Below are 18,777 nucleotides of genomic sequence, written 5' to 3'. Positions count from 1 at the left end.
TATCCAAACAAAGAAAATAGGCCTTGAGTTTAGCATGCAACGATCTTCAATCAATCAGAATAAACATCAGTGCGAATCGACTCCAAGTCCTGGCATTTGCTTATAAAAATGCTCCGCTTATTTGGCGGAGCGCTTTTGTGTTATAGGACCTGTGGCATCACTTACGCCACTTGCTGCTTTTTTTCAGCTACGCGCTTTTTCTTCCGATATTTAGGGTGAGTGATCGGAATCGCAGATAGGAGTTTTTTGGTGTATTCGTTTTGCGGGTTTGCATAAATTTCTTTAGCGCTGCCTGCTTCTACCACTTTACCAAAATACATCACGGCAACTTTGTCAGAGACATGTTTCACCACCGAGAGATCGTGAGAGATAAATATGATCGCCAAATTCATTTCTTGTTGCAGTTGTAGCAATAGGTTCAAGATTTGCGCCTGTACCGACACATCTAACGCAGATACCGATTCATCACAAATCAGTAGTTTAGGCTTCAATGCAATCGCGCGAGCAATACCGATACGCTGCCGTTGTCCGCCTGAAAATTCATGTGGATAACGGTTTACTGCCGTTTCTGGTAATCCCACTTTGATTAAAAGCTCTTTTACCCATTGTTTACGCTCTGTTGGCGTGCCAATTTTATGAATAACAAACGGTTCTTCCAGAATCATACCGATGGTATGACGCTGATTGAGTGACTCCATTGGGTCTTGAAAGACGATTTGCATGTCTTTACGCAGCGAGCGCATCTCTTTAACAGACAATTTAGTGATGTCTTTACCTTCAAAGAAAATCTTACCTTCCGTTGGCTCGTATAACTTTAAGATCGTGCGACCAAGGGTGCTTTTACCACAACCTGACTCACCAACTAGCCCCAGTGTTTCACCTTCAGAAACAGACAGTGAAACCCCGTCTACCGCTTTGATGGTGTAGCCTTTCTTGAACAGCCCTTTACCAGAAACAAAGTGCTGCTTAAGATTTTCAATTCTTAATACTTCTTTTGCCATAACATCCTCTTTTATGACTGGTTCACTTTGCTCAGTTAACTGGCAAACATACTGGCATCAATAGGCTTGATATCGATCATCTGCTTTGGCTCATTATCTAAGCTCGGCATCAACCCCATCAAACGCTCTGTGTATGGGTGCTGCGGGTTATCAAACAACTCAAAAATTTCTGCTTTTTCGACAATACGCCCACCATACATCACGGCAACATCATCACACACTTCTGCCACAACCCCGAGATCGTGAGTGATGAAGATCATTGCCATGCCTGTTTCTTCCTGAAGCTCGTTCATCAGTTCAAGGATAGACGCCTGAACCGTAACATCCAACGCTGTAGTCGGTTCATCACAAATCAGAATATCCGGCTTACAGGCCAATGCCATCGCGATCATGACACGCTGGCGCATACCACCAGATAGGTTATGGGGATACTCATTCAATCGCTTCTCTGGCATTGGAATTTTTACTTTTGCCAGCATCTCAATCGAGTACGCCTCCCGCTCCTTTTTGTCGAGCTCAGGTCGATGGAGCTCAAGCACTTCACATATTTGACGACCAATGGTATGCACTGGGTTAAGCGCCGTCATTGGGTCTTGGAAGATGATCGAAATGCGATCGCCACGCATGGCGTACATCTCTTCCGCAGGCAAATCAACTAGGTTGGTGCCGCGATAATTCACTTCACCTTTAATGATGTTGCCATATGGCTTAGGTAATAGCCCCATGATCGACATTGAGGTTACGCTCTTACCACTACCTGACTCTCCCACCAGACCGAGTGTACGCCCAGCTCTCACATCAAAGTTCACACCATGCAGAACCTTCACTGGCCCATCATCGGTGGTAAATTCAACTTCGAGATCTTTAACACTTAGGATTACATCGTTTTCCATAACCAATCCTTACAGCTTATAAGTGTCATCTACGACAACAACAGGTTCAAAAGCTTTGCCTGATTTCATCGCTTGTTTCGTTTCTTTTTTGATATCACTATCAATCCAGTAAGTGCCATCGCCTATGATTGAACCACTGAACAGCGCCTCTGTCATGCGATTCATTGGCTTATCTGGAAACTTTAACCAGCGCCAGTGACCATAGCGGACATAAGGAACCATGTAGCCTGGGACGATAACGTGAGCATCAATGATGTCACGCTGAATCTCATGACCTAGCTGGATCTTTTTATCCATATCCATGCCAAAACGATACTCGATGATCTTTTCATCCAGTTCAGGCGTGCTGTAGTTTGTGAAAGAGTTAGTTTGCGGCTTGTTCGCATTGACTGAATGGAAATACTCCCAATACGTTGGGATCTCAGACGTACCCATATCTAAGAAAGCCAAATCGTGCTTTTTCTCACGTACGTATTTGAACATGGATGAGCCATCAACTAACTTGAGCTCAATATCCAGCCCTGCTAGCTTGGCTTGCTCACGCAAAAAGGCAATACGAGGAGTATGAACAGGTGTTCCGTAGGTCAGCTCGAAGCTTAAGCGCTCACCTTTATCATTGACACGAATACCATCAGAACCAATTTTGTTAAAGCCTGCGGCTTCGAATGCCTCGGCCGCTTTTGCGGGATCAAACTTCGGTGCCTTAGCATCTGGTAGGGTGTATTTACCATGACCATAACCGGTCGGGTTCGGTTTACGGGAGTAGTCGCCACGCATGACATTCTCTATCATGCCATCAAAGTCAATCGCGTAAGTAATGCCCTTGCGAATGTTTAAATCATCCAGCAAAGGCATCGCGGTGTTCATCCATACACCACCAGCCCCAACTGGGAATTGGTTGTAACCCCAGAACTTTTGAATGTATCCCTTTTGGTAAGGTTCCGTATTCGATTTATCATGCCATAAGCTTGGTAAAACAAGACCAAATGCGTCCAGCTTCCCTTTCTCAAAGTGCTTCATCGCGATATCACTGTCGCGAATCACTGTGATGCGGATTTTGTCGACATTATAGCGATGTTTATAATACTTATTGCTGTAACCCCACCAGTCTTCACCGACATGCTTGAAGGTAACACTTTTACCTTTTTTAATGTCATCTAGGTAGTATGCACTGGTCGTTGGTTCACTTTTAAAATTGTAGTAGCGGACAAAGTTGTCATGTATACCGTCACCATTTTCATCTTTTGAAGGGTTAGCATAAAAATGTGCGGGACGTGGGCGCAGAGCCCCCATTCGTAACAGCAATTCTTCCGGATTGAACTCTTTCGCCGCCTTAACAGCAAACGTGTGAGTGTCGTACTTGATAACATCCGCAATCGTTTTGTTGTAGTAATCGTTGTACCAAGGTTCCAAGATGTCTTTGGAACGATAAAACTTCAGCATGAACACGAAATCGTCGGCAGTCACAGGTTTGCCGTCCGACCATTTGGCTTCAGGGTTGAGTTTAAAATAGACCGTTTTGTTGTCACCTGCTAACGCCCACTCGTTAGCAAGCTCAGGTATGAACTCTAAAGTATCTGGGTGGCGGACCACCAAGCCTGGTGTTTCATCTAAGATAAAAGAACGTAGCCCTGCATTAGCATCTGGGCCAACACTACGTAACGTCTGCGGGAAACTTGACATAAAGGTGCGATAAGTCCCTCCACGTTTCGCTTCTGGCGAACCATATTGAGGCTCATCCCAGTTTGTTTGCCAGTTTAAGTCAGTCGGAAGCGTTGCTGACATTGCACCAAAACTCAGGGCGCTCAGCGTGGACGCTAAAAATAATTTCTTCATAAAACTTCCCTTTTTTATGTTTTGCTCACAATGCTCGCTCAAACATAGCGTGTGAATTTTTTCGGGTCGAAAGCCGCTCGAATGGCTTCACCAATAAAGGTCACCATTACCAGAACCAGAACAATAGAAGTCACTACTGACGCAACAATCCATGGCGAATCTAAGTTTGACTTACCTTGTTGCAGTAATTCCCCCCAACTTGGTGTTGGTGGCATCAAGCCTAAGCCTAGGTAATCGAGAGCAGTCAATGCTGTGATGTTAGCTGCAATAGTGAAAGGTGCTAGGGTTACAATCATCACCATCGTATTTGGCAAGATGTGATTAAACAAGATACGTCCAGTCGATGCCCCTAAAGCACGTGCCGCCATTACGTATTCTCGTGCCGCTTCTTTATAGGTCATGGTCCGCATGTACCATGTCATCCCCATCCAAGTGAAAAGCACGTTAATAGCGACAAAGAGAGCAAACGTCGGTTGAACGATTGAGACAAGAATCATAATGACGTACAAAAACGGGACCATTGACCAGATTTCGATAAGTCGCTGTACAAACAAGTCAAATTTACCGCCCCAAAAACCCATAGCACAACCGACTGCAGTACCGATCGCGTAGGAAATGGCCATCGTAAGCAACGCAAATCCCATCGCCGTTCTGAATCCGTAGACAAGTCGCGCCAAAATATCGCGACCTATCACATCTGTACCTAAATAATGCTTATTTTCGGCGCTAGGTGCTGTTGGCGGGAAATCACCACTAAAATCTTGTTCATATGGGTTCCATGGCACAAGCGGCAAAATAACAAAGTTGTCGCCCCCTTCGGCCTCAAACGCTTTTTGCAGTACGCGATAATCCGCTTCGCTGGATGACTCTTGGCCGAATTCGCTACCTAAACGTACGTCACTGACAACAGGAAAATAGTAGCTACCATCGTACTTGACGACTAGCGCTTTACTGTTAATCAAAAGTTCGGCGAATAGAGAAAGGATCAACATGATAGAAAGAGCAACAAACGACCAATAGCCTCGTTTGATCTCTTTAAAGTGACGAATTTTCTTTTGAGTTAATGGACTAACTTTAATCATGTTACGCTCCAAACTTCACACGTGGGTCGACTAAAGCAACACAAATATCTGAAATAATGTTACCAATGAGCAGCAACAGCGCATTAATGGCGACAATACCCATAACAACAGGGTAATCACGCTCCATGATTGATTCGTAACCCAATAAGCCAATGCCATCAATATTGAAGATAACTTCAATCAGGAAGGCACCGGTCATGAAGAACAACAAAGAGTTACCAAAGTGACTTGCGATTGGAATTAAGCTGTTACGCAACGCGTGCTTACGAACTGCTTTTTTGAAAGGTAATCCTTTCGCAATTGCGGTGCGGATGTAATCTGAGGAAAGGTTTTCCATCAGGTTATTTTTCATTGTCATCGTCAGCGTGGCAAAATCACCGATGAGGTAACAGATCAAAGGCAACACCGCATGCCACATAATGTCTTTAGTGCGTTCAAAGAAGGTTTCGTAATCGTCGAAGTCATCGCCGACAAAGCCTCCCATCGGAAACCATTCCAAGTGATAACTAAATAACGTGATCAGCAATACACCCACCACATAACCTGGTAGCGCGTAGCCTACGAAAATGAGTACTGAAGAAGCGGAATCAAACACAGAACCGTGCTTGAGCGCCTTATAGTAACCAAGAGGAATCGAGATAAAATAACTAATAAAGAAGGTCATGCCGCCATAAAACAACGACACTGGCAAACGCTCTGCGATCATGTCCGAGACAGGCTCGTAGTAACGCGTCGACTCGCCAAGATCTAGCATTACCAAACGACTTAACCACTCGACGTACGCTTCCGTTACAGGTTTATCCAGGCCATAAAACGCATTCAGCTCCGCGATTTGATCGTCAGAAAGGGCCGTGTTACCACCCGCAGACGTCATTGATGCGGCGCCGTCCCCCTGGGACTGCATTTGTGACAACATGCGTTCAACAGGTCCGCCAGGCACGAAACGAGTGATAGCAAAGATGAGAATAGTTATCCCGAGAAACGTTGGGATAACCAACGCCAAACGGCGTAAAAAGTACGACAGCATATACAACTTGCTCCTTGTCTACTGTCCAGTTCAAACGGAGTGAAAGAGGATATTTTCCGCCCAAAATGGTGCATATTTATCTCGTAGTAACTAAAACTGTTGAAGCACACTCCCTGCGCCTCAAGAGCTAGACTTTTCTACTACTGCAATAATTTCAGCGTCATATTTATCTTGAATCCACATCAGCTTCAAGTGTTTGAAACCAAAACATGACAAACTTCCTTCGATGTCGAAAAACAGAAATGTTTTTGTAAAAAATTATAAAAAACCACAAAAATAATTCATACAGAATATCAATCTAGGCTGTTTAGAGCCAAAACCCTACATAAAAATGCACCCTACACACATAAATAGACACATAATCCAAGGTTATATTTGACCTAAAAATACGAGTGAGCCCTTTAACCGCAATGGGTATCATATTTTGATACCACCTAATAAGTTCGAGCTAACAAAGTATGGATTCGATATAAAACTCATCTCAGAACAATTCACTGGAAAAATATCTTTTTCCAGATTCAATTACCCACTAAAAAACCATAGGCAAGATAAGTCATTAAAGTTTATAAGAAACACAAAATACGGTGTTTTATTGAAATTTAATATCGATTCATAAACATTATTCGGTTTTTTATTCCGCCTTTTAAATAAAGCCTGGTTATTTACATCTTTTTTACATTTAAGCATCCCCGTTTACCACTGGTTTGACTTCCTTTTTTCATCTCGGTTATACATTGGCCGAACGTTAACGAAATATTAACGTCACATTTGGCCGCTATGCGGCCAGACATAGGAAATAATAATAATCGGAGCAACAAGGATGTATAAAAACACAACCGCTTTATCTGTTGCGATAAGCCTTGCTTTGGGGACGGCAGCAGTTGCAGCCCCAGCAACAGCACTGGCAGAAGAGCAGCAAGTTGAAAAACTTCAAAAGATGAAAGTTACTGGTTCGCGTATCTCCACGACGGATATGGAAGGTCCTTCACCAGTTACTGTTATTAATAGTAAAGACATTGAGTCTAAAGGCTTTAACAGCGCGCAAGACGTATTGAACAGTTTGACCCAAAACACAGGTGGTGTAATGGCTCAAACAGACTCTTTCTCGTTTACACCAGCAGCGCAGTCAGTCAACTTACGTGGCCTTGGCGCGTCACGCACATTGATTCTTATTGATGGCCGTCGTCTTCCTCAATACCCGCTAGCACAAAATGGTACATCTAACTTCCAAGATATCGGCCAAATCCCTGTCGCCGCCATTGAGCGTGTTGAAGTAATGACCGACTCAGGTTCTGCTATCTACGGCTCCGACGCAATCGGTGGTGTCGTAAACTTCATTTTAAAGAAAGACTTTGATGGCGTTTCTGTAAAAGTACGCGCGGGTGACGCGACGGATGGTGGTTACCAAAATGGTCGTTTAGACGTTGTAGCTGGCAAAAACTTTGACGACAAACGTATTCTCTTCGTTGGCCAATTTGCGGGCAACGAAATGCTAAAGCAATCTGACCGAGATGATTGGGCTGGCGATGACGGTTCTAGCCGTTCTCAGCTAAGTGGCTACTCTAGCTACGGTGCAAACTTTGAAGGCGCCAACGGAACACTTCTAACACCAGCTGATGCAGGTTCTTCATGTAAAGAAGTCGTTGGTGATGCCGCGATTGAACGAGCGGATGGAAAGTGTGGTGTTAACCGCTCTGCGTACCGAACATTAAAACCAGAAAACAAACAAGTAGACCTACTTTTACGTGGTGAAATGGACATTAACGACAATGTCACTGCCATGGCAGAAGCCCGTTTTGGCTACAAGTCTACAGAATCTGAATTCGAACCTAACCCTTACAGCGTAGAAGTTGATGCCACTCACTTCCGCGGCGAAGGCGAATACACTCGCCGTATGGTCGAATTTGGACCACGCGAAAGTAACACTGAAGCCGATTCTTTTGGCTTAACCTTAGGCTTGAACGGCCTGCTTGCTGATACGTATGATTGGGACCTATCAGCTGGTTACTCTGAGCAAAGCGTTGAAACAAGCAACCCAGCAATCTTCCTAACTCTCGACCAAGCTGTACAAAATGGTGATGTCGATCTTCTAGGGCCTATCTCTCAAGACGTTGTAGACAAATACAGCGGCACTTCAAGCAAAGAAGCTTACTCAAAGCTTTACTCTGTTAACGGCTCACTGGCTGGTGATTTGGTTGAACTTCCTGCAGGTATGTCTGGCTTTGCTGTTTATGGTGAATGGAACCGTACTGACTACAATGAGACGATTGATGCTACAACAGCAGCGGGTGGTTTCTCTGGTCTAGGTGGAACATCAGGCGGCGGTGACCGCGATCAGATTGGTCTTGGTGTTGAAGCTCTTATTCCTATCATTGAAGATTTAGAAATGACTGTCGCTGGTCGTTACGACCACTACTTCGACGACTCGGCAACTGGCGGCGCATTCACTCCTAAAGTAGCCCTAGCATACCGTCCTACTGACACCCTATTGCTACGTGGTAGCTACGGTCTAGGCTTCCGAGCTCCAGACTTGAAGCGACTATTTGGTGATCAAACTCGAGGCTTTGGTTCTGGTTTTGACCCTGTGCTTTGTGCCAACGCTGGTGGTAGCGGCCCACAAGATAAAGATAAGTACCCAGAGTGTGATACTCAGTACTTCGATACGCTTAATGGCCCTAACTCTGAGCTGAAAGAAGAAACAAGTACAAACATTAACTTGGGCCTAGCGTGGGAGCCTGTGGATGATCTTGGTGTAACTGTTGACTGGTACCACATCAAGATGGAAGACGTCGTAACAGCACCAACTTACCAAGACGTAATTAACGATCCAGGTAAATACCCAGGTACTGAAGTCGTTCGTAACCCAGATGGCACCATCAAGTCGGTATCCTATGGTCCAGTGAACCAGTCGTATGAAGAGCGTTCTGGTATTGACCTAGCGATCAAATACGCATACGACACTAATGAGTTCGGTTCATTTAACACGCGTGTTGCTGTAACGAAGATCTTGATTGCTGAATATCAAGAAAACGACAGCGAGCCTGTAACGGATGAAAGAGATTTCATGCCTGAATACACCGCAACGTTAAATCTTGGCTGGGCATATGAAGATGTCGCTATCAACCTATTTGGTAAATACCGCGACCGTATGTGTTCAAGCTACGCAAACCGTTACTACTTTGATGACTGTGATTCTGCTAAAAAAGCGGGTTACAAAGCAGAAATCGCTAGTATGACAACGTGGAACCTAACGGCTTCTTACCAATTCAACGAGAGTGGTCGTGTAACTCTTGGTGCTATCAACATGTTTGACAAAGTACCGCCTGCAGATCCTCTAAGCGATACCTCTCCATTCTATGCAACTGGGTATGACGATCCAATCGGACGTCAGCTATACGTCGAGGCATCATACGACTTCTAAAAAATATTTGGCGCGGGTTTTCCGCGCCCTTTTCGACTGACTAAAACACTGACAAGGATGCAACCATGAAATTCAAGGAATTTGGTCTCAGTGCCATAGCTGCAGCATTGCTTACTATCAGTAGTAGCTCTATAGCGGCCAACTCTGGTGCTGTCGTTTCCACACAAGCAAAAGCAAATCAATCTTCAGAAGCTTCGCAACAAAAAATCGACAATTATGCCGAAAGTACTGAAGGCATGTTGGCAGAATACAAAGGCTTACTACGTCAAATCGACAGCATGAAAGTCTACAACGAGCAAATTAATCGTATGGTTCAATCACAGCAAGGTGAATTGGACTCATTAAATAACCAAATAGCTCAGATCGATCAAACGGCAACAGAAGTAGTGCCACTAACACTTAAAATGATCGATGCACTCGATGAGTTTGTGACTCTCGATCTGCCTTTCCAGAAAAAAGAACGTAATAAACGTGTCCAAGAACTGCGTCGTCTCATGGATCGCGCCGACGTAACGACTTCTGAGAAATTCCGTAAAGTGATGGAAGCCTACCAAATTGAAGAAGGCTTCTCTCGCTCAATTGAATCTTACAAAGCTAGCCTAGATAGAAATGGGGAAACCGTGACTTACGACTTCCTACGTATTGGTCGCACGGCGCTTTTATTCCAATCTCCAGACGGTGGTGAGACAGGTATGTGGAACCAACAAACACGTCAATGGGAAACATTACCGGAAAGCTACCGCATAGCGGTACAGCAAGGCCTTCGTATCGCGAAGAAGCAAGCGCCACCAGCGCTAATCAAATTGCCTGTATATGCTGGGGAGGAATAAGAGATGAAAGGATTCAAAACTCTAGTCGCTGGTCTACTAGCGAGCTTATTTATGGTTTCAGGCGTACAAGCAGAAACGCCTAAAAACCTATCTGAACTACTCAAAAACGTAAAATCAGAAAGCATCGTTGAGTCAAAAGAGAACAAAGCCCGTGAAGCTGAGTTCAAGAACAACCGAGATAAGCAAGCGGCATTATTGCAACAGGCTCGTGAAGAGCTAGCTTCACAGCAAGCACTGGGCGATCAACTTAAAGCGACATTTGATGAAAACGATAAGCAGCTGACTGAACTAACAGAAACCTTACGTGTTCGCTCTGGTACTTTGGGCGAAATGTTTGGTGTGGTCCGCCAATATGCGGGCGAGTTTAAGGGCTTATTTGCTGCCTCTCAAAACGCTGTTCAGTTCCCAGAGCGTGACGCTCTACTAACGAAACTGGCTGAAAGCAAAGAACTGCCATCAACACAAGAGCTAGAAGCATTCTGGCATACCATTCTTCAACAAGTGGTTGCCTCAGGCGAGACAGCAACAACCCAAGCAACGGTTGTTTATGGCGAAGGTAAAGAAGCAGTTCGCGATGTTACTCTTGTCGGTGAATTTAACGCGATTGCCGATGGTAAGTACGTTACTTATGTACCTCAAACAGGTAAGTTCGAAGAACTCTCTCGACAGCCTCGCACCAATATTACACGTCATGTTGCAGGCTTTGAGTCAGCGTCAAACAGCTATGAGCCACTGTTTATTGACCCATCCCGTGGTGTAATTCTGTCTCTACTTGTACAAAGCCCTACCGTTCAAGAACGTATTGATCAAGGTGGCATTGTAGGTTACGTCATCCTTGGTATGGGTGCAGTTGGCGCTATCATTGCTCTAGTTTGCTTCCTACGCCTTCAAGTGATTGGCGGTAAAATGCGTAAGCAAGCGAAATCAGAAACCGTGATTCCTGGTAACCCTCTGGGTGAAGTTATCCAAGCTTACCAAGAACACAAAGGTGACAACCTTGAAGATCTTGAAGCGAAACTGGACGAAATCATCCTACGTAACGCACCGAGCATTGAACGCTTTATCAGCTCAATCAAACTGTTCGCTTCTGTAGCACCACTTCTAGGTCTACTGGGTACGGTTATGGGTATGATCGGTACGTTCCAAGCAATCACACTATTTGGTACAGGTGATCCTAAGCTAATGGCTGGCGGTATCTCTGAAGCACTTGTTACTACGATGCTTGGTCTGGTTGTCGCAATTCCTCTACTGTTCCTGTACACCATCGTACACAGTAAAGGTCGTCGTTTGGTTCAAACTCTTGAAGAACAGAGTGCAGGCTTCATCGCTCGCTATCAGGAAAAACTACATAAAGCCGAAAGCTAAGGAGGCGTTATGTGGTGGTTAGTTGGAGAACTTGAATCAATTAGGCGCTTCTTGGGAATGGGTGGCGATGTACTCGTCGCCATCTTCATCCTCAGCTTTATGCTTTGGGCAGTATTGTTAGAACGTTGGTTCTATTTTGCTGCCGTCGCTCCAAAAGCCATGAAAAAAGCCGTTGGCTCATGGCAGGGGCGATCAGAGCACCAGAGCTGGAACGCTAAGATGATCCGACAAGAAATTGTTTCTCGTCAGGACATTGAGAATAAAAAGGGCCTACCAATCGTCAAAGTATTGATTGCGCTTTGTCCCTTACTGGGTTTGCTCGGCACCGTTGTTGGCATGATCCAAGTATTCGACATCTTAGCGGTAACAGGAACAGGAAGCCCTCGAGCAATGGCCTCGGGGATCTCAAAGGCAACAATCCCAACTTTAGCCGGGATGGTGGCTTCTCTATCAGGACTGTTCTTTAGTTCACGTCTTGATCATTTAGCCAAAGTCACAACGCAAAAGCTGGAAGATAAGCTAAAGCATATTGCCTGAGTAAATGGAATTAGAGGTATAGGTCATGAAAAGACGCTATAGCAGTGATAGCAGTGATGAAACCGCTATCGATATGACACCGATGCTCGACATCGTATTCATCATGTTGATCTTCTTTATCGTAACAACATCGTTCGTAAAAGAAGCTGGTCTAGAAGTAAACCGCCCGACGGCAAGCTCTGCGCAAACCGTGAAAAAAGGTAACATCATGGTCGCAGTTGGTGCGGCGGGTGATGTTTGGGTTGATAAACGCCGCATCGAAGTGGACGCGGTTCGCGCGAATATTGAACGTCTTCGTGCAGAAAGCCCTGATGGCGCAGTTGTTATCCAAGCCGACACTGAAGCAAATGCTGGCGTAGTCGTGAAGGTTATGGACCAGATCAAAATGGCAGGTGTAGAAAGCATCTCCATTGCCGCAACCAATAAGGATTAAGCTTATGCGGTATCTGGCCTCAATTGCACTGGCGCTCATTGTCTCCCTCGGGTTGTTCTGGGGGATGGACAAGCTAGTAAACAAAGAGCGCCACGAGTTAGTGTCGAATGATGACCTGCGTATGGTCGAGTTTATTCGCATTAAACCAGACGAAAAAATACAGGAGAAAAAACGCGAACTTCCAAAGCCACCACCGCCTAAGCGTCCGCCGCCGCCGCCAGAAATGAAAGTGACAGCGACAGTAAAACCGGTGATGGAGCAGACCCCAATGGATATGCCAAAGCTTGACCTACCCGTAAATGTTACAGGTGGTTCGGTGCTTGGACATTATAGCCAGGGTGGAGGTGCGCAACTCGCGGGTAGCGGAGGTCCAACACCTCTAGCGACATTCCAACCTCAAATGCCTAGGAAGGCTGCGAAAGCAGGAATAGAAAAAGGGGTCGTCTTATTAGAGTTTACTGTAAACGCACGTGGTGCCGTAGAGGACATCAAAGTTCTTAAAGAGCAACCACGACGCTTAGGCCTCGGTCGAGCGGCAAGAAAAACAGTCTCTAAATGGACATTTAAACCAAAATTGGTTGACGGGAAACCTGTTAGCTCGCGCCTATCGCAAGAAATAGAGTTCTCAACCAATTAAGGAGTCACGATGAAAAGTTTATGGAAAAGCAAAGTGGCTTCTTTAATTCTCTTCGCAGGAGTGGCAATGACCGCTCCTACGATGGCAAAAGAAGCTCCTCAGTTATCAGATCGGACATTTCGAACCGTTAACAAAGTGCAAGAGTTGATCGCAACTGAAAAATATTCAGCAGCGAAAGAAAAACTAGCAAGCGCTTTAGAAAGTACAAGTTCGAAAAAATACGACCGAGCAGTTTTACTTCAGCAGACTGGCTTTTTGTATTCGCTACAAGACAATTATGTGCAAGCAGCAAAATACTTTGCCGAAGCATTACAGCTCGACGCACTTCCCGTTCCTGTTGCTCAACAAGTTCGCTACAGCTTGGCTCAGCTTTACCTAGCTGAAGAAAAGTATACGTTGTCTGTAAAAACGATGAAGGAATGGTTCAAGGTTGCAGAAACAACCAAAGAGAAGCCTCAAGCTCATGCTTATATCACGTTAGCGAGCGCTTATGTTCAGTTGGAAGATTACAGAAATGCAATCCCACCAACCCAAAAAGCCATCTCGATGAGCAAGAGCCCAAGTGAGTCTTGGTACTTAATTCTCGTTGCCTCACACTACGAGTTAGGCCAGCTGAAAAGCGTTGCCAGTGTACTCAAAACTCTGACTTCAAAGTACCCTCAGAAAAAGCGTTACTGGATGCAACTTTCTGGTGTCTACATGGAGCTAGGCCAAGAGCGCAACTCTCTAGCCACCCTAGAAATGGTTTACAAAATGGGGAAACTAGAAGGAGAGAAGGAATATTTACGCTTTGTAAACTTCTTGGCTTATCAAGGTATTCCATATAAAGCAGCCAAAACTCTTGAAAAGGAAATGGCAGCTGGAAACATTGAAAAGACGAAGGAAAACTATGACCGCCTAGCCAGTTTCTGGCAGCAAGCTAAAGAGCTAGATAAATCAATTCTCGCTTATAAAAAGTCATATAACCTCGCTCCTTCTGCTAAAACGCAAATTCAGATTGCTCGCTTAATGATACAAGACAAGCAGTATTCTGAAGCAACTCTTTTTGTAGAAAGCGCAGCATCCAGTGCCTCTAAAGAGCAAAAGGCAGAACTTGAATACATTCGCGGGATGGCCTATTTCGAGCTTAAGCAGCCACAAAAGGCCTTGCAGGCGATGAAAGGCGCTGCTCAATCGCCAAAATTCAGGTCAACCGTTAGCCCTTGGATAAATTTCCTAGAGTCTCAAGGATAATTCGAAGATTAAGTGTGAGTCAGTCGCACGCCTGGGGAAGTGAAAGCTTCCCCTTTTTTCCGTCTTATCTTAATTACCCCCTATTTTTAACCAGAGTCACTCACGCAAGCCAAATCGGGACTCTAAACCTAAAATCAGCACACTAAACGGTTGTAGAAATGGTTTTAATAACAGAGTGCGCGGATGGTAAGTCCTGTACCACGCTCCTTCTTCGCTGTTTAGGAACACTCTGCCGTAAGTAACTATTTCATCTGGGACGATCACAGACAGAAAGATCAACTGGTAACAAAATAGAGATCATGATACTCTTCGCCTCCATTTTTCTGGCGGGATTATCACCAATATCCACCCCTTTGGTGGTTGATTTCTCAATGCCAGTGCTATCGTTATAAGAATGTCGAACTTTCCTTCGGCACTCAATCAATCCAATCAAAAGTGGAACAGTACAATGGGCAAAGGTACTCTCTATATCGTATCTGCACCTAGCGGCGCAGGTAAATCTAGCTTGATCTCAGCGATGTTGGAACGCAACCCAACCTACGCAATGAAAGTGTCTGTGTCTCACACCACGCGCAACATGCGACCTGGTGAAGAAAATGGTGTCCACTACCATTTTGTAGCGAAAGATGAGTTTGAAGCCCTGATCGCTAAAGGTGACTTCCTAGAATACGCAGAAGTGTTTGGTAATTATTACGGCACATCTCGTGTATGGATTGAAGAAACACTAAATAAAGGTATCGACGTTTTTCTAGATATCGACTGGCAAGGCGCACGCCAAATCCGTGAACAAATGCCAGAAGCCAAAAGCATCTTCATCCTGCCACCATCAAACGGTGAGTTAGAGCGTCGCTTGAACACTCGTGGTCAAGATAGCGATGAAGTGATCGCAAAGCGTATGGCTGAAGCCAAGTCGGAAATCTCTCATTACAACGAGTACGACTACGTGATCGTAAACGACGATTTTGATACCGCTTTGATGGATTTTAAAGCTATCTTGCGTGCTGAAAGATTGAAGGAAGAAAAGCAAGCTGCTAAATATAAAGGTATGCTTGACGCGTTGTTAGCAGAGTAACTTCAAAAAAGTCACGCTGTAAAACATAAAGAATTTCCCGTTTTTTGCCCAGTGCGAAAGACACAATAAACTACCTGAGAAAGTCCACAAACGGTGGCTTGTCTAATTGCTAGTAAATAAAGTAGTTAGGTTGTATACTTTCTCGTCATTCTAAAATTTTAGTTAACTATTTGGAGTCCTCATGGCACGCGTAACTGTTCAAGACGCTGTTGAAAAAGTTGGCAACCGTTTCGACCTAGTACTGATTGCGGCTCGCCGCGCTCGTCAAATGCAAACTGGCGGTAAAGATGCACTAGTGCCAGAAGAGAACGATAAGCCAACGGTTATCGCTCTACGCGAAATCGAAGAAGGTTTAATTACTAAAGAAGTTCTAGACGCTCGTGAACGTCAAGAACAGCAAGAGCAAGAAGCGGCAGAGCTAGCGGCAGTAAGCAGCATCGCTCACAACCGTTAATTCTGACTTTAGAATTCAACAACCTCCCGGGCCTATAATTTGTATCTATTCGATAGCCTCAAAGACGTTGCCCAAGAATACCTAACAGAGCCTCAGATTGAGGCTCTGCGTCAATCTTATGTGGTAGCGAGAGATGCCCATGAAGGGCAAACCCGCTCTAGCGGTGAACCATACATCATCCACCCTGTCGCTGTGGCTCGTATCTTGGCCGAAATGCGCCTTGATATCGAAACCCTCCAAGCTGCTTTGCTGCATGACGTCATTGAAGACTGTGATGTAACTAAAGAAGATCTCGAAGAGAAATTCGGCAACACTGTCGCAGAATTGGTTGATGGTGTATCTAAACTGGACAAACTCAAATTCCGCGATAGGAAAGAGGCTCAGGCTGAAAACTTTCGTAAGATGGTTCTGGCCATGGTGCAAGATATCCGCGTCATTCTGATCAAACTGGCTGACCGCACGCACAACATGCGTACGCTTGGCGCGCTTCGACCAGATAAAAAGCGTCGTATTGCTCGTGAAACGTTAGAAATTTACGCGCCCCTCGCTCATCGTCTTGGTATTCACAATATCAAAACCGAACTCGAAGAGTTGGGCTTTGAGGCGCTATATCCCAACCGCTACCGCGTACTAAAAGAAGTGGTTAAAGCCGCACGTGGTAATCGTAAAGAGATGATCCAACGCATTCACAGCGAAATAGAAGGCCGTCTGCAAGATTTTGGCTTGAATGCTCGCGTCGTTGGTCGTGAGAAAAACCTGTTCTCTATCTACAACAAGATGAAAACCAAAGAACAGCGCTTTCACACCATCATGGATATCTATGCGTTCCGAGTCGTTGTTGATACCGCTGATACTTGTTATCGCGTTTTAGGCCAAGTACACAGCTTGTATAAGCCACGTCCTGGTCGCATGAAAGATTACATCGCGGTACCAAAGGCGAACGGCTATCAATCGCTACACACTTCCATGGTTGGCCCACACGGCGTACCTGTTGAAGTTCAGATCCGCACTGAAGATATGGATCAAATGGCGGACAAAGGTGTCGCGGCACACTGGTCTTACAAAGACAAAGGCGACAAGTCTGGTACCACTGCGCAAGTGAAAGCTCAGCGTTGGATGCAAAGCCTGTTAGAGCTACAACAAAGCGCGGGTAACTCATTCGAATTCATTGAAAACGTAAAATCCGATCTTTTCCCAGATGAGATTTACGTCTTCACACCAAAAGGTCGTATCGTTGAACTACCTTTAGGCGCAACGGCTGTCGACTTTGCCTATGCCGTACATACCGATGTAGGCAACTCTTGTGTTGGTGCTCGTGTTGATCGTAACCCTTACCCATTGAGTAAGGCATTGAAAAACGGTCAGACAGTGGAAATTATCAGTGCCCCTGGTGCGCGTCCGAATGCGGCATGGCTGAACTATGTCGTGACTTCTCGTGCCCGCACTAAGATTCGACAAGTACTGAAAACGATGCGTCGTGAAGAGTCGATTACTTTAGGTCGTCGCCTACTTAATCACGCACTTGGCCGTCACTCGATTGATTCAATTTATCCAGAAAATATCCAAGAAGTCTTGAATGATCTTCGCCTAGAAAGCATCGATGATTTATTGGCTGCTATTGGATTGGGTGAGTTGATGAGCATTGTGATCGCACGTCGTCTCCTTGGTGACACCGAAGAGCTCACGACAACAAGTTCAATCCCAACGGACTCGAAGAAGAAGCTTCCGATTCGTGGCGCAGAAGGCTTATTGCTGACGTTTGCAAATTGTTGTCATCCTATCCCAGATGATCACATTATTGCTCACGTATCGCCTGGTCGTGGTTTGGTTGTTCACCGAGAAACATGTCCGAACGTTCGTGGTTATCAGAAAGAGCCAGACCGTTATATGGCTGTCGCTTGGTCTGAAGACTACGATAAAGAGTTCATTGCTGAACTTAAAGTCGACATGCTTAACAACCAAGGTGCTCTTGCAGAACTTACCAACGTGATCTCGAAAACAGGATCAAACATTCATGGCCTTTCAACGGAAGAACGTGATGGTCGTCTATACACTGTGACTGTGCTGTTGACGACGAAAGATCGTGTCCACCTTGCTGGTATCATGCGTAAGATTAAGGCAATGCCTCAAGCAACCCGAGTCAGACGCAGAAAGAACTAACCTCTATCGCCACCTACTCTGTTAGGTGGCGATTTTTTATACCTCAATAAATATGAACCTAGAACGTTACAACCGTATTCACCAAGTCCTAAAAACTCGCCAAACTGATCTGACACTTTGTCTCGAAGAAGTACATAAGCCAAACAACGTCTCTGCTGTGATCCGCACCGCTGACGCGACAGGCTTACACAAAGTTCACGCAATTTGGCCAGACAAAATGCGTACGCTGAGCCATACCTCAGCTGGCGCGCGTAACTGGGTTGAAGTGGATACTCACGATTCGATTGAAACTGCGATTACCGAACTCAAAGCGCAAGGTATGCAGGTTTTGGTGACCAATCTTTCGGACACCGCCGTCGATTTTCGCGAGATCGACTACACCAGACCAACGGCAATCATTTTAGGCAGTGAAAAAGTTGGCGCTTCGGAGCAAGCCAAACAGCTTGCCGATCAAGACATTATTATCCCAATGGTGGGCATGGTGCAGTCACTAAACGTATCGGTTGCCAGTGCCGTAATTTTGTATGAAGCGCAACGTCAACGTGAAGCCGCAGGCATGTACGACCGAGAAGAAAGCGCTCTGCCTAAAGAGACAATCAACCGTATTCTCTTTGAACGTGGTCACCCAGTGCTGGCAAAGGTCGCGAAACGAAAAGGGCTCGTTTACCCACCACTCGATGAAGAAGGTCAAATCATCGCCGATGACGCGTGGTGGCAAGAGATGCAAAGCAAGTAACAGACTTTCGTCATCCTGAACGGCGGCGAAGGAGCGTGGTTCAGGATCTAATTCTCAAAT

16 protein-coding genes are annotated in these 18,777 nt (G+C 45.3%); 11 read left to right on the top strand and 5 right to left on the bottom strand.

Annotated features, from left to right (window positions below; genetic code table 11):
- Positions 1–161: 161 nt before the first annotated feature.
- From R7Z47_RS16605 to R7Z47_RS16585, 5 genes are read right to left on the bottom strand one after another with little or no spacing between them, the layout of a single operon-like run.
- Positions 162–1,001 carry an ABC transporter ATP-binding protein gene (locus R7Z47_RS16605; protein ID WP_005379372.1) on the bottom strand — a complete coding sequence of 280 codons (840 nt, stop codon included), beginning with the start codon at positions 999–1,001 and terminating at the stop codon, positions 162–164.
- A 35-nt stretch (positions 1,002–1,036) separates the two neighbouring features.
- Positions 1,037–1,894 carry an ABC transporter ATP-binding protein gene (locus R7Z47_RS16600; RefSeq protein WP_005379371.1) on the bottom strand — a complete coding sequence of 286 codons (858 nt, stop codon included), beginning with the start codon at positions 1,892–1,894 and terminating at the stop codon, positions 1,037–1,039.
- Positions 1,895–1,903: 9 nt separating this feature from the next.
- On the bottom strand, positions 1,904–3,730 hold the full coding sequence (locus R7Z47_RS16595; protein ID WP_213867104.1) for an extracellular solute-binding protein: 1,827 nt from the start codon (positions 3,728–3,730) through the stop codon (positions 1,904–1,906).
- A 38-nt stretch (positions 3,731–3,768) separates the two neighbouring features.
- Positions 3,769–4,812 carry an ABC transporter permease gene (locus R7Z47_RS16590; RefSeq protein WP_005379369.1) on the bottom strand — a complete coding sequence of 348 codons (1,044 nt, stop codon included), beginning with the start codon at positions 4,810–4,812 and terminating at the stop codon, positions 3,769–3,771.
- 1 nt (position 4,813) lies between these two features.
- A complete protein-coding gene (locus R7Z47_RS16585) occupies positions 4,814–5,839 on the bottom strand; it encodes an ABC transporter permease subunit (RefSeq protein ID WP_005379368.1) in 1,026 nt (341 codons plus the stop codon).
- Positions 5,840–6,659: 820 nt separating this feature from the next.
- Here R7Z47_RS16585 and R7Z47_RS16580 point away from each other — a divergent pair.
- The 11 genes from R7Z47_RS16580 (at position 6,660) to trmH (ending at position 18,717) form a co-directional block, all read left to right on the top strand.
- Entirely contained in the window at positions 6,660–9,260 is a 2,601-nt protein-coding gene (locus R7Z47_RS16580; RefSeq protein WP_047103765.1) for a TonB-dependent receptor plug domain-containing protein, read from the top strand.
- Positions 9,261–9,325: 65 nt separating this feature from the next.
- Positions 9,326–10,090 carry a DUF3450 domain-containing protein gene (locus R7Z47_RS16575; RefSeq protein WP_005379365.1) on the top strand — a complete coding sequence of 255 codons (765 nt, stop codon included), beginning with the start codon at positions 9,326–9,328 and terminating at the stop codon, positions 10,088–10,090.
- Positions 10,091–10,093: 3 nt separating this feature from the next.
- Positions 10,094–11,455: a MotA/TolQ/ExbB proton channel family protein gene (locus R7Z47_RS16570; protein ID WP_318130274.1), complete on the top strand. Its 1,362-nt coding sequence runs from the start codon at positions 10,094–10,096 to the stop codon at positions 11,453–11,455.
- Between the two features lie 9 nt (positions 11,456–11,464).
- Positions 11,465–11,992, top strand: a complete 528-nt coding sequence (locus tag R7Z47_RS16565) for a MotA/TolQ/ExbB proton channel family protein (RefSeq protein WP_005379363.1) — start codon at positions 11,465–11,467, stop codon at positions 11,990–11,992.
- Between the two features lie 25 nt (positions 11,993–12,017).
- Positions 12,018–12,425, top strand: coding sequence for an ExbD/TolR family protein (locus R7Z47_RS16560; protein WP_005379359.1), 408 nt, complete (start codon positions 12,018–12,020; stop codon positions 12,423–12,425).
- A 4-nt stretch (positions 12,426–12,429) separates the two neighbouring features.
- Positions 12,430–13,062 (top strand): energy transducer TonB, encoded by a 633-nt coding sequence (locus tag R7Z47_RS16555; RefSeq protein WP_005379353.1) that lies wholly within the window; start codon positions 12,430–12,432, stop codon positions 13,060–13,062.
- Positions 13,063–13,071: 9 nt separating this feature from the next.
- A complete protein-coding gene (locus R7Z47_RS16550) occupies positions 13,072–14,295 on the top strand; it encodes a tetratricopeptide repeat protein (RefSeq protein ID WP_262606848.1) in 1,224 nt (407 codons plus the stop codon).
- A 448-nt stretch (positions 14,296–14,743) separates the two neighbouring features.
- Entirely contained in the window at positions 14,744–15,367 is a 624-nt protein-coding gene (gene gmk / locus R7Z47_RS16545; protein WP_005379347.1) for a guanylate kinase, read from the top strand.
- 181 nt (positions 15,368–15,548) lie between these two features.
- A complete protein-coding gene (gene rpoZ, locus R7Z47_RS16540) occupies positions 15,549–15,821 on the top strand; it encodes a DNA-directed RNA polymerase subunit omega (protein WP_005379346.1) in 273 nt (90 codons plus the stop codon).
- A gap of 39 nt (positions 15,822–15,860) precedes the next feature.
- The gene (gene spoT / locus R7Z47_RS16535) at positions 15,861–17,981 is read left to right on the top strand and encodes a bifunctional GTP diphosphokinase/guanosine-3',5'-bis pyrophosphate 3'-pyrophosphohydrolase (RefSeq protein ID WP_005379340.1); all 2,121 of its coding nucleotides are present in this window, start codon (positions 15,861–15,863) and stop codon (positions 17,979–17,981) included.
- 52 nt (positions 17,982–18,033) lie between these two features.
- Entirely contained in the window at positions 18,034–18,717 is a 684-nt protein-coding gene (trmH, locus tag R7Z47_RS16530) for a tRNA (guanosine(18)-2'-O)-methyltransferase TrmH (protein WP_017635001.1), read from the top strand.
- The last annotated feature ends 60 nt before the right edge of the window (positions 18,718–18,777 follow it).

It is taken from the genome of Vibrio sp. 1641 (genome assembly GCF_033339995.1).
Lineage (GTDB): Bacteria > Pseudomonadota > Gammaproteobacteria > Enterobacterales > Vibrionaceae > Vibrio > Vibrio alginolyticus.
This window is presented reverse-complemented; position numbering and strand designations above follow the sequence as displayed.